This window comes from Geobacillus sp. FSL K6-3411, from assembly GCF_037965715.1.
Classification (GTDB): domain Bacteria; phylum Bacillota; class Bacilli; order Bacillales; family Anoxybacillaceae; genus Geobacillus; species Geobacillus thermodenitrificans.
Genome location: NZ_CP150187.1, coordinates 352,107 through 364,403, shown reverse-complemented (window position 1 = coordinate 364,403; position 12,297 = coordinate 352,107). Strand labels below are relative to the sequence as shown.

10 protein-coding genes are annotated in these 12,297 nt (G+C 41.2%); 3 read left to right on the top strand and 7 right to left on the bottom strand.

The annotated features are described in order from the left end of the window. Nucleotides 1-21: 21 nt before the first annotated feature. Nucleotides 22-558, bottom strand: a complete 537-nt coding sequence (locus NSQ22_RS01875; protein WP_236934213.1) for a hypothetical protein — start codon at nucleotides 556-558, stop codon at nucleotides 22-24. A gap of 817 nt (nucleotides 559-1,375) precedes the next feature. Between NSQ22_RS01875 and NSQ22_RS01870 the strand changes: the two genes are divergently transcribed. From NSQ22_RS01870 to istB, 3 genes are all read left to right on the top strand, one after another. Then, entirely contained in the window at nucleotides 1,376-3,094 is a 1,719-nt protein-coding gene (locus tag NSQ22_RS01870; protein WP_236934215.1) for a M56 family metallopeptidase, read from the top strand. A gap of 329 nt (nucleotides 3,095-3,423) precedes the next feature. Next, nucleotides 3,424-4,626: an IS21-like element IS5376 family transposase gene (gene istA, locus NSQ22_RS01865; protein WP_014195836.1), complete on the top strand. Its 1,203-nt coding sequence runs from the start codon at nucleotides 3,424-3,426 to the stop codon at nucleotides 4,624-4,626. Continuing rightward, entirely contained in the window at nucleotides 4,623-5,378 is a 756-nt protein-coding gene (gene istB / locus NSQ22_RS01860; protein WP_014195837.1) for an IS21-like element IS5376 family helper ATPase IstB, read from the top strand. The genes istA and istB overlap by 4 nt, the downstream gene beginning before the upstream one ends. A gap of 136 nt (nucleotides 5,379-5,514) precedes the next feature. Here istB and NSQ22_RS01855 read toward each other — a convergent pair whose 3' ends face one another. The 6 genes from NSQ22_RS01855 to NSQ22_RS01830 all read right to left on the bottom strand — a co-directional run bounded on the left by NSQ22_RS01855 (nucleotide 5,515) and on the right by NSQ22_RS01830 (nucleotide 12,183). Next, nucleotides 5,515-6,960, bottom strand: a complete 1,446-nt coding sequence (locus NSQ22_RS01855; protein ID WP_087959834.1) for an aldehyde dehydrogenase family protein — start codon at nucleotides 6,958-6,960, stop codon at nucleotides 5,515-5,517. A gap of 374 nt (nucleotides 6,961-7,334) precedes the next feature. After that, entirely contained in the window at nucleotides 7,335-8,081 is a 747-nt protein-coding gene (locus NSQ22_RS01850; protein ID WP_011886714.1) for an SDR family oxidoreductase, read from the bottom strand. 26 nt (nucleotides 8,082-8,107) lie between these two features. After that, a complete protein-coding gene (locus tag NSQ22_RS01845; RefSeq protein WP_008881416.1) occupies nucleotides 8,108-9,181 on the bottom strand; it encodes a tartrate dehydrogenase in 1,074 nt (357 codons plus the stop codon). A 3-nt stretch (nucleotides 9,182-9,184) separates the two neighbouring features. Further along, complete coding sequence (locus tag NSQ22_RS01840; protein WP_029761618.1) at nucleotides 9,185-10,414, bottom strand: M20 family metallopeptidase; 1,230 nt, start codon at nucleotides 10,412-10,414, stop codon at nucleotides 9,185-9,187. A gap of 3 nt (nucleotides 10,415-10,417) precedes the next feature. After that, entirely contained in the window at nucleotides 10,418-11,887 is a 1,470-nt protein-coding gene (panF, locus tag NSQ22_RS01835) for a sodium/pantothenate symporter (protein WP_060475548.1), read from the bottom strand. Then, nucleotides 11,884-12,183, bottom strand: coding sequence for a YhdT family protein (locus NSQ22_RS01830; protein WP_008881419.1), 300 nt, complete (start codon nucleotides 12,181-12,183; stop codon nucleotides 11,884-11,886). The genes panF and NSQ22_RS01830 overlap by 4 nt, the downstream gene beginning before the upstream one ends. Nucleotides 12,184-12,297 lie beyond the last annotated feature (114 nt).

The following is a 12,297-nucleotide window of genomic DNA, read 5'->3' as shown; positions in this document are numbered from 1 at the left end:
GACATTTCCCCTTTCGTTATGTTAGATGGAAAGCTGATACGGATCGTGCCTCGCCACCACAGCGATGCCGTTTTCCATTCGCACGATGATGACCTCTTCCCCTGACGGAATGGCTTCATTGTTCATGCTCTTCGCCGCTTTGGCCACTGCACCGCTTTTACGGGAGATGAGAATTTCACCAAACCCATCCGGCGGCACGGACACGATCACCTTCGCTAGCGACCCTTCCAATTCGGCGTCCGTATACACAAGCGAAGCCTCAGCCGACCGAAGCGGCAAAAAGACGAAAAAGTGCAAAAGCAGTACAACAATAAGTGCCACTCCAACGCTCAGCCAAATGATCCAATGAGACGCCCAATCCGTATACCATTCCGCCAACAGTCCAACCGCACTTGCGACGATGAAAAACGATAAAACCAGCTGCGGGCTAAACAGCGGATGAGCGGCCACATCGAACAAACCGTCAAGCACATCGCTGAAGAAAAAATACAAAACCGTCAATAGTGCGCTGACCACCAGCACCGCTCCGTATACGACTTCAGGCGGATAGCCAAACAACTTCTCCCTCCCTCCTTTCCCCTCACCTATTCATACGACCGAAGCCGTTAGAGGTTTCATGATTTTTCCACCTCCATCAATATTCGACAACATTCCTCATGTTTCCTGTCTCCAGAGAAAAAACATACATTCTGTTCACAAACGATTGTTCCTAGGTTCAGAAAATCAAGTCCAAAAAAATTGGCTGACCCATCCATTGAGTTGTTCAGAACAAATACTGGAACCAAGAGTACAACAACAAACAAATACGAACGACAGAATGTGTTTGTAATGATGCCAGCAATGAGCGTGGCGATGCCGATGCCCTTCCGTCATGACATGCTCGCCCCACCTTTACTACAATGAATGGCCAAAACATCAGCAACAATCTGCTGATCCACCCATGCAAAGAACATATCAGGGCACTGACCGCTCGCTTTCGTAAGCGTGAATCCCGAATCATGAGGAAGGCAACAACATGAGTCATACAAAAACGGTTCTCTTAATCATACGGTTCCTCTCCTACATGAATGATCGTTATCCGTTACATGTGATGAAAATATTGTAGGTCACATTCAGGTTCCCCAACAAGCGCAGTGGAGTGAAAAAAGAAAAAGATATACAAAAAGGACCTATTCCTGCTATAATGATAATTAGAAAAAAAAACCAAGATTAGAAGAAAACGTTCATGAACGTTCAACAATATGTCATTGTCAACCTACCTACATGTAGAAAGGAGGAGTTTCGTTACCAATGGGTGTTAGTGGATTTACTTAAGTGATAAATAATGACTGGGGGTTTTCTTGCACTTTTTTCAACTAGACAGGGGGAGCAACTGATGCCAGATGTGACTATATCGATTTGGACTGCTGTGGTCGGCTTTTTTCTCAGTTTCTTGGCATACTTTTTTAAAAAATGGTGTCCTTCTTTATATGTATATATCCTCACTGCTATACTCGGAATCGGATGGATCGTCTATGTGTTCTTAGATCAAGGGTTTATAAAAACGGTGTCTATTTTTTTTATATTTGTATTTAGCTTTTTTAGCTCTCCGGTACCAGAAAGAAGCAAGGTCCAATTGCAAGAGATCATCGATCAACTAAAAGAACAAGGCGCGAGAGAAATTGTCTTGTCTAAAAATAAAGAGCGCCTTTTAGTGGATTTCTTATTTTCCGGATTGTTTATAGTCATCGCTGTTCTTTACTTCCTTTTCGGACCGGATTCCCCGATCACGCTCATACTTTTATATAGCTTCGTCTCTCTTGTCGTTGGACTGACAAAAAGAGTGGAGTTGTTTCGCTCTCTCCGCCTTTTTTACGCAGAACACGAAGAAGTACTATATGCTGTATCTTTGTTTGAAACAAAAAAGTATCCATTGGAGGAACTTTCAGAAGTCAGCGTTCAAACCCGGCCGGATGTGTTGCAACTATTCCAGCTTTTTTCTTTATTCTCTCCTAACATGGACTATACGACCAGCATGGGGAAAACGTGGAAGCTATCTTTTTCCGGTGAAAAAGTCTATTTCACTCCGGATCCATCGGAATCAATGACATTTCTCCTCAAAGAAGAAATACATAAAATGGAAGAGGTCGAAGTAAAGCCTTTCTATCATCAAAACAATTGGAAACGTCTTTTAGGAAAATGGTATTTTGCAGCCACGGTGAAAGGGGTGGGAGCTTATGCAGCTCTCATCACACTGTTTACTTTGATGGGGATCGGACCGATCGTAACAACCATTGTTATGGTACTATTTTGGATATTCAATCTATGGATTTCTGATCGCGTATTAAAAATCGCTTTAGATATGAAGAAAATAGACGATCCCGATTTGCTGCCAATCATCGAGAAAGTCTTTTCACGTGCCGGCCTTTCCCATGTCGATATTTATGTCACGGAATCGGCCGAATATAACGGTTTTGCGATAGGCGCGAATATTGGTCGATCATTGGTAGCGTTGACTTCAGAAACGCTGAAACTTCCCCATGAAGCCATTGAAGGCATTTTGGCTCATGAGGCGATTCATGTGAAAAAGCGAGATGTCTTGATGGGACAGTTATTGCGATTTTTGTTGATTGGGTTGGTTTTAGCTGGTGTTTTCCTTTTCTATAAAGATTTCCAAAATTGGCTGGAACATGCTCAAATCTTTGTTTTTCTCAGCCTTTGGCTCTTGATTTTTCTGCTTCCTGCTTTCCAATCTCTATTCACACAGTGGATGGAAGTACGGGCAGATCATTTAGGAGCAACGCTGTTGGACGGTGGAAATGCTCAAATGGCTAACAGCTTGACGATCCTGTGTGAATATCAAGATCGAGCATTGGAAAAGTCTGCAGGATACTACGTTACTTTTGAAAAAGAGCAAGAAGCGAATAAAAAGGACAAAAAAATCTCTTCCTTAGAAAGAGATTCTTGGTTTTTCAGATTTTTGGAATTCCAGTTTATGTCCCATCCACCCATGTATTGGCGTGTTCATTCACTTCAAACAACAGAAACCGGATGGAGCATCGGAAAAATCAAATTATGGTGGTGCAGCCGCTTCCGGGAGTCGTTGCCCAATTGAAACTGTAGGTGAGCAGACTTACTCATCTCAATGGTCAACTGAGCTCTCCTCGTGAGATCTCGTCGTTATACACATGAGACACGAACCTCCTTGTGACTCGTGATGGGCATACGCCTATTGTAATCAAGGAGTTCGGTTCGTGTCTCTTTTTTGGTCGTCAATCAATTAGATAATTGGCTTATTTATTGTTATAGAAACTTTCCTAAATTGCACGAATTTGAGGACACCCTCTTTTCATGTTAAAGCCGATGATAAAATCCCCAATATAGCCGGAATAAAATTCCCCACTTACAATAGAACCATAGTGTCAACGAGAGGAGCTATGGTTCATGATTACGAGAGGGGAATTTTTTATGATCAAAGAGATGTATGAAAGGGGAATGAGTATTTCCGATATTGCGAGGGAATTGGGGATCGATCGGAAAACCGTCCGAAAATATATTCACTCCCCCAATCCTCCTTCCAAATCCAAGCGAAAACAAAGAAAAAGCAAGTTAGATCCATTTAAGCCGTATCTTCAAAAACGAATGTTAGAAGATGGGGTGTTTAATAGCGAAAAGTTGTTTTTTGAAATTCGACAACAGGGCTATACGGGAGGAAAGACGATTTTAAAAGACTATATGAAACCTTTCCGAGAGACGGCGAAAAAGAAATACACCGTTCGTTATGAAACGCTTCCTGGCGAACAAATGCAAGTCGATTGGAAAGAAGTTGGGGAGGTCGTGATCGAAGGGAAAAAAGTCAAGTTATCGCTATTTGTGGCCACGTTAGGCTATTCGCGGATGAAATACGCGGTATTTACGACCAGCCAGGATCAGGAACACTTAATGGAATGCCTGATTCAGAGCTTCAAGTACTTTGGCGGGGTTCCGAAGAAGGTGTTATTTGACAATATGAAGACCGTTACAGACGGGCGAGAACAAGGAGTGGTGAAATGGAATCAACGATTTTCCGAATTTGCGAGTTACTATGGATTTATTCCAAAAGTATGCCGGCCTTACCGGGCCCAGACAAAGGGAAAAGTCGAACGAGCCATTCAGTATATCATGGATCACTTCTATGTGGGGACAGCGTTTGAAAGCATCGAGGAATTAAATTTCCTTCTCCATCGTTGGCTCGATCAAGTGGCGAATCGGAAGCCAAACGCCACTACCGGTATTTCTCCGCAAGAGCGTTGGGCCGAGGAGTCACTCAAGCCTCTTCCGTTGAAAGATTACGATACGAGCTATCTTTCCTATCGGAAGGTGCATTGGGATGGCAGTTTCTCTTACAAAGGGGAACAATGGCTCTTATCGTCGGAGTATGCGGGCAAAGAAATTCTGGTGAAGGAGCGATTAAATGGAGATATTCGATTGTACTTTCGAGGGGAGGAGATTTCTCACGTGGACCAACAGAAAAAAGTGATTTCATTCGCCGAAAAAATAAAAAAGAAACAGACGGAAATGGCCGCCACCATTTCGCCTGTTTCGGTGGAAGTGGATACTCGTCCATTGTCCGTTTATGACGCATTCCTGCGAGGGGAAAGCTCATGAAAGAACGAATACACGAGTATTGCCACCGACTCCATTTGCCTGTCATGGCGGAACGATGGTCCGCCATGGCAGAATACGCAGCTACTCATAATATACCATATTCGGAGTTTTTATTCCGCTTATTAGAGGCAGAAATCGTCGAAAAACAGGAACGATCGATCCAAACGCTCATCAAGCTGTCCAAACTGCCATATCGCAAGACGATCGATACGTTTGATTTTAACGCACTTCCTTCCGTGGATGAGCGTCGGATTCGAGAGCTGCTTACCTTATCGTTTATTGATCGAAAGGAGAATATTCTTTTTCTCGGTCCGCCGGGGATTGGAAAGACGCATCTGGCTATTTCGATTGGAATGGAGGCGATCGCAAGAGGGTATAAAACGTATTTTATTACCGCCCATGATTTGGTCACTCAGTTAAGAAAAGCCGACCAGGAAGGAAAGCTGGAAAAAAAGCTTCGCATGTTTGTGAAGCCAACCATTCTCATTATTGATGAAATGGGGTACTTAAAATTGGACCCGAACAGCGCTCATTACTTATTTCAGGTCATCGCCCGTCGGTATGAACATGCCCCGATTATCCTCACTTCCAACAAAAGCTTTGGGGAATGGGGAGAAATCGTGGGAGATTCGGTTCTTGCGACAGCGATGTTAGATCGATTACTGCATCATTCTATTATTTTCAACCTAAAGGGGGAAAGCTATCGATTGCGGGAAAAAAGGCTCCAACAAGAAAAACAGAAGGATCAATGAGGTCCTTCTGGGGAATTTTAAACCGGCGATTTTGGGGAAAAAATAATCGGCCTTGACATTTCAATCCATTCAAACGCCACGTTAAATAATGAAGACTTTATCATCGCCACAAATACAAAACTAGTAACGATTAAGCCTAGTCAGAGTATTTCAAAGCTATATTTTTTAATTGTGTGTAATTTCTCAATGCTTCTAGTCCTTTTTCTCTCCCGAACCCACTTCGTTTATATCCGCCGAAAGGCATTTGAATACCTCCGCCTGCCCCATAATTATTGATAAAGACCTGTCCAGATTGAACCCTTTCTGCAACACGATGAGCTCTCTTTACATCTGATGTCCAAATGCCTGTCACAAGCCCAAATTTAGTCCCGTTAGCCATTTGAATGGCTTCCTCTTCCGATTCAAACGTAAGTACCGTTAACACAGGTCCAAAAATTTCTTCCTGAGCTAATGGACTATTTGCATCCACTTCATCAACAATAGTGGGCTGTACATAATATCCTTTCTCATTTCCTGGAATCATTACTCGCCGTCCACCTACAAGTATCTTCCCTTCTCTCTCTGCAATCGAAAGGAAATTCTGTATGATGTCAAACTGCTTTTTTGAAATAATAGGTCCAATATCAACATCCTCTATACCCGGACCAATTGTCATGTTTTTAAATCTTTCTACTAAAGCTTCTACAAACGAATCTTTGATCGATTTTTCAATAATGAGCCTAGAACCAGCCGAACAGGTTTGACCAGCGTTTTGTATAATTGACTTTACTATCCAATGTAAAGCTTTCTCTTTATCACAATCTGAAAATACAATATTTGGAGATTTCCCTCCTAGTTCTAACGTAACAGGAACGACGTTCTTAGCTGCAGCCTGCATAACAGATATTCCTGTTTCTACCGATCCAGTAAATGTCACATGGTCAATATCTGGATGCAATGCCAAAGCTGCTCCTGCTTCATGTCCAAATCCTGTCACTACGTTGAATATTCCGTTTGGAAGGTTTAGTTCGTCGAAAAACTCTGCCAACTTTAACGTAGTTAAAGGAGCATCTTCAGCTGGTTTCATGACAACAGCATTTCCTGCCGCGATTGCTGCTGCGGCACTTCTTGAAGAAATTTGAATAGGATAATTCCATGGAATAATATGTGCTGTGACACCGAGCGGTTCACGAATAGTATAATCTAATATTCCCGGCTCAACTGGAATGGTTTCCCCCATTATTTTATCGGCAACCCCTCCGTAAAACTCAAAATATCGTGCCGCTGCCTCCACATCTGCATATGACTGAGACAAAGGCTTTCCGACATCTAATGTTTCTAATCGTGCCAACTCATCTTTACACTCTCGTATTCTTTTAGCCATCTCAAGCAAAATATAACCTCGTTCATGCGGTTTCACGTTCCTCCATTGCTGTGACTCAAATGTTCTTCGTGCAGCTTCAACTGCATCATTTACATCTTCGCTATTACCACGAGGAACTTGAGCAATCGGCTCATAGTTTGCAGGGTTGAAAACGGTGATTGCCTCTCCTGATTTACTATCGATCCATTTTCCATCTACATACATTTTTCGTTTTTTCATGCCCATCCCCTTACTTTAAATAATGATCATCGCAAAACCCCTTATATGCATCTCACTGCTATATACATATGCAAGATGAAGAGTTAACCTCCCGCATCATCCTGCAATCCAAATAGCAATTGCTCCAAAGATCCCGTAGATGCCATCTGCAAACTAGGTTGCAGGGCAAGAAGTTCTGTGCAGGCGAGGACAAATGTTGATTTTTCAATGCGCCTGTATATAATGAGTGATTATCTCAACCCATCATAAGAAAGGGCGATGATGATACTTTCGCCCCTATTAAAATTTTTTCTTGGAGTATCTACTCCCTATCTGCAACAGTTTTATATCTTGTTATGACCCTGCTGGATATAAATCAACAAAACATGGATTCCTCATATACCGCGTCCACCGTCGACATGAATAACACTCCCTGTAATCATATGTGCCTCGTCTGAGCAAAGATATAAAGCGGTACTCGCTACATCCTCTGGTTGGATTAATTCCCCTAACGGAATGCTTTTTTTGAATATTTCCTCCTTCACCACATTCACATCAGATCCGAGAGCTGCAAATTCTCCTAACATATCAGTATCACACGGTCCTGGATGAATCACATTGACTCTAATTTGGTAAGGGGCCAGTTCAAGAGCTAGAGCTTGAGAAAAGGACACAACTGCACCTTTAGAAGCGATATAGGATTGCAATCCCGGTCTTGGTCGGACGACAGAAATGGAAGCAACATTAACAATTGCCCCTTTGTTTCGTGTATCTTTCATAATCTGAACCGCTTCTTTACAAAGCAAAAATAAAGAAGTAACATTTGTATTTAAAATCTTCATCCATTTATTTAAAGACACTTGTTCAATCGGTTCAGCTTGTTGTGCTATCCCTACAAAGTTGACAAGTGCATCTATTTTGCCAAACTGATTTCGAATCTCCTGAAATACTTGCTTTACTTTTTCTTCATTTGTTACGTCTACAGCCAATGGATAAAAGTGATCGGCTGTCTCCGGTATCCCTTTAGGATAAAGGTCGAGGGCCACAACATGTGCCCCCTCATCTAAAAAACGCTTTACGGCTGCTTTCCCCATACCTCCTGCTGCTCCTGTTACGATAACGACTTTGTCTAGAAAGCGCATACACAATTGATCTCACCTCTCTACCTTTAGCCCATTATTTTGACTATTTGTCGAACGATTTCTTCTCCCATTTCAGCGGTTGTTGAATTGCCACCAAGATCCTCTGTCAATTTTTCTCCGTGCTCGGTTACCTTTTCAATTGCTTTTAAGATAATACTAGCTAAATCCTCTCTACCTAAAGATTGAAGCATTAGCGCTGCTGACCAAATTTGGGCAATCGGATTCGCTTTTCCCTTTCCCGCAATGTCTGGGGCTGACCCATGTACCGGCTCAAACATCGATGGAAATACCCCTTCCGGGTTGATGTTAGCGGAAGGCGATATACCTAGTCCCCCTACTAAAGCAGAGCCTAAATCTGAAAGGATATCACCGAATAAATTAGAGGCGACAATAACTTGAAGTGTATCAGGTCTTTGAACAAAGTATGCAGCTAAAGCATCAATATAGTACTTTTCTAATTGAATATCTGGATATTCGCTGGCAACATGCTCAATCACCTCGTCCCACAATTTCATCGAGTGGACTACCGCATTTGACTTTGTTGCATTTATAACTTTTTGATAACCATGTTTTTTAGCATATTGAAATGCATATCTTGCTATTCTCTCTGTTCCCTTCCTTGTGATGATTGTATTTTGAACAGCTATTTCTTGATCAGTTCCCTGATATATTCTTCCTCCACTATTAGAATATTCACCCTCTGCATTTTCTCTTACTATTACAAAATTGATAGGGCGTTCTTGATGGATAAATTGTTCAGGAATTCCCTTCAGTTTTTTCACAGGTCGAAGATTCACATATTGACAAAACCTTTTCCGTATTGGCATAATCAATTCCCACACAGATATATCATCAGGCACACGTGGGTCTCCGATAGCACCGAACAAGATGGCATCGTAATTCTTTAATATATCTAGACCGTTTTCTGGCATCATTCTCCCATGCTGCAAGTAATACTCTGAATTCCACAAAAACATATCTGCATGAAATTGAAATGTGTAATCTTTATCTTTGAGTATCCGTAAAACTTTTAACGCCTCATTCATTACTTCAGGACCTATTCCATCACCTGGAAGAACTGCTATCCGAAACTCCCTCATTCTCTAAACCTCTTCATTTAAGAACAGCAAAGCTGCTGTTCTATAGATTTCAGTCGTTTCAGCGAGTTCATCAATCTCTACGTACTCATCAACTTGATGAGGAATTTCACGATCTCCTGCTCCAATAGTTACAATAGGTATGCCTTCCAGGTGTAAAAAGGTACCATCCGTCGCTCCGGGTACACCATTGTAATAAGGTTCTTTTTTCGTTACTCTCCTCACTGCTTCTGCCACTGCCTTTACAATTGGCTCATCTTTACTCGTTTTCGTCCATGGTCTGTTTTCAATGACTTCAAATTCCCCTTTAAAATCTGGATCTTCCTTGGCTAACCGTTCAAAGATACGCTGAATTTCTTCACAGAGCTCTTCGTGATCCTGTCCCGGAATCGTTCGTATATCCAGCGTCGTCATACATTGATCAGGAATTACATTTATTTGGGCATCCCCATGCACAGGTGCTTTCAAAATGGTTGGAGTAATACTTGGCCAGCCAAGCAACGGATGTTTCCCTAATCTTTCTTTTTCTCGTTTCTCTAGTTGTTCTAACTCACATATTAATTTCGCCATTCTTGTGTTTGGATTTATACCACTTAAAGGAATCGCCCCATGTGCCATCTTTCCATATACACGAATAACAATCCTCATCGCTCCTTTTTGCGCAATACATACTTGATTTTCTTCCGGCTCACAAATAATCGCACCATCAACCCCCTTCGCCCAACCTCTTTGGATAAAGTGCTTAATCCCGATCATCATTCCTTCTTCATCACAAGGAATACAAAGTATAATTTTTCCTTTCCATTGTTCTTTCTCCCTCAATAAAGAATGAACAGCGGTGATCATACAAGCTAAATTTCCTTTTGTGTCATTTGTGCCCCTTCCATAAATTCTCCCATTAACAATTTCCGCTCCGAAAGGGTCATAAGTCCATGCACTTCTATCCCCTTCTGTTACTACATCCGTATGTCCCTCAAAAAGAATGGTTTTCCCCGGCTTTCCAGAGTCGATAATACCGATAACATTAGGGCGTCCCGGTTCTACTTCTTCTATATGCACCTCAACTCCCATCTGTTTTAAATAATTCGCTACATATTGAGCCACTTTTTGTTCATTCCCCTCAGGATCTCCTGGCCGATACACACTTGGAATTCGCACAAGTGCCTGTGTAAGCTTAACTACTTCCTCCCTATCTCGAAGAAGGCGAAGGGTAGAATCCGTAACATAATTATTCATGAATTAAACCTCCTTTGTTTGATGACTTAACCCATAGTCTACTTTCATTCCCATCGTTTTATTTGTAATTAGACTAGTAAGCACATAAACAATGCATGATAAAAGAACAGGCACTACTACGGTGTGTAAACCGAATAAATTACCAAAGTATGTGTGAATGACAATATACGAGCCAACACCAACAATCATGGAAGCAATGGCTCCGTATTTATTCCCCTTTTTCCAATACAGTCCTAGAATAACTGGCCAAATAAACGCAGCCTCTAAACCGCCAAAAGAGAAAAGATTTAGCCAAATCAACAAATCTGGAGGACTTAATGCCATCAGAAAAACTAGTATTCCAATAATCGTTGTTACTCCAAAACTTGCTGTTTTAATTTGTTTCTCCGTTGCTTCCGGTTTGATGTAGTTTAGATAAACATCCTTCACTATAGAAGAACTAACCAATATTAACAAAGAGTCTACTGTAGACATAATAGCAGCCAATGGAGCAGTCAATACAATCCCTGCTAACCAAGCAGGCAGAACATGAAGGGTAAGCAATGGCATTACCTTATCGCCTATCTCTACACCTGGTATAATTACTCGTGCAAAAACTCCAATTAGATGCATAGCAAGCATAATAAAACCAACAAATACGGTACTAATAATAATTGCTCGATGCATCGCCTTAGCGTTTTTATAAGACATGGCTCGAACTGTGATCTGTGGCAATCCGACAACTCCAACACCTACTAAAATCCAAAATGAAGATACATATAATGGAGTAAGTTCTCCTTCCGCACCAAATGGCGTTATTAAATTTGGATTTTCTGTCGCTAGCTCTGAGATAATGTTTGATACTCCTCCACCGGCAACGATGGTGGCAATGAGTAGAATGAAAGTACCAATAAACATAACGGTTCCCTGAATAGCATCCGTCATAGCCACAGCCCGAAAACCACCAATTATAACATAGACCAACACAGAAACAGCAAAAATAAATAGTGCTGTTGTATAGGACAAACCTGTTAACGATTCAATTAATCTAGCTCCCCCTACCCATTGAGCAGCCATTGCTGAAAATAAGAAGATAATGATGCTTAAAGCGGAGAGTAGCACAACCCATTTACTTTCATATCTTGATTTCAAAAAATCGATTAAGGTAATTGCTTGATACTTTCTTGCTGCAATAGCAAACTTCTTTCCAAGAATCATTAACACAAAGTATCCTGCTGGTAGTTGTGCCATTGACAACAAAACCCAACCTAATCCCGTCGTATAAGCAACACCCGGTCCTCCAATAAAACTACTGGCACTACCATATGTAGCCATCATAGTCATGGCTAAAATAAACCCACCTAATTCCCTGCTCCCTAAAAAATATTCCTGAAGGAAGGAATTAGTTTTACTGACATATTTATTCGCCCAGACCCCAACGCTAAAAGTGATCAAAAGGAATATGATTAATGGTATAATTACTTCCCAATTCATTTTACCCCCCTCCCTTCTCCATCGATTTCGTCCTCGTCAAACGGAACTTCTTTAAAAAAGAATTTAACAACAGTGAAAACAAGCAAGGACATAACAATTAAACCAAGGATACAGCTGTAAAAAAACCAAGCAGGAAATCCAAAGATATAGCTGTATTGGTTAGCCGGTACAGATCCTAATCCATAAGCAAAACCATACCACCAAATAAAATTGAAAATCACCAAACCTATCCCAATCCAAACTTCCTTGCGAGCTATTTTATAGCGTGGGTCTTTTGAAAAAATGTCATGTTTCACTCATAGAACCCCCATCCATTTATAGAATATTTAATAAAGACAAAATCCAAAAAATATTCTATATTATCAGATCGTTAATTTCATTATACATTCTGTTAAATAAACAGACAGATT